This window comes from Ensifer sp. Root954 (genome assembly GCF_001429005.1).
Classification (GTDB): Bacteria; Pseudomonadota; Alphaproteobacteria; order Rhizobiales; family Rhizobiaceae; genus Ensifer; species Ensifer adhaerens.
Window position 1 is genome coordinate 1 of record NZ_LMJM01000009.1, and the last position, 223, is coordinate 223.

The 223-nt window shown below is 62.8% G+C and carries 1 protein-coding gene; it reads left to right on the top strand.

The window, feature by feature from the left end; translation table 11 throughout:
• A partial coding sequence (locus ASE71_RS05655) for an EF-Tu/IF-2/RF-3 family GTPase (RefSeq protein ID WP_244497353.1) occupies window positions 1-223 on the top strand: 223 nt, incomplete at both ends.

The window sequence follows — 223 nt, forward strand, 5'->3', positions numbered from 1 at the left end:
GTTCTCGATCTCGGGCCGTGGTACGGTTGTGACCGGTCGCGTTGAGCGCGGCATCGTCAAGGTTGGCGAAGAAGTCGAAATCGTCGGCATCCGCGACACGTCGAAGACGACGGTTACGGGCGTTGAAATGTTCCGCAAGCTGCTCGACCAGGGCCAGGCCGGCGACAACATCGGCGCGCTGATCCGTGGTGTTAACCGTGACGGCGTCGAGCGTGGCCAGATC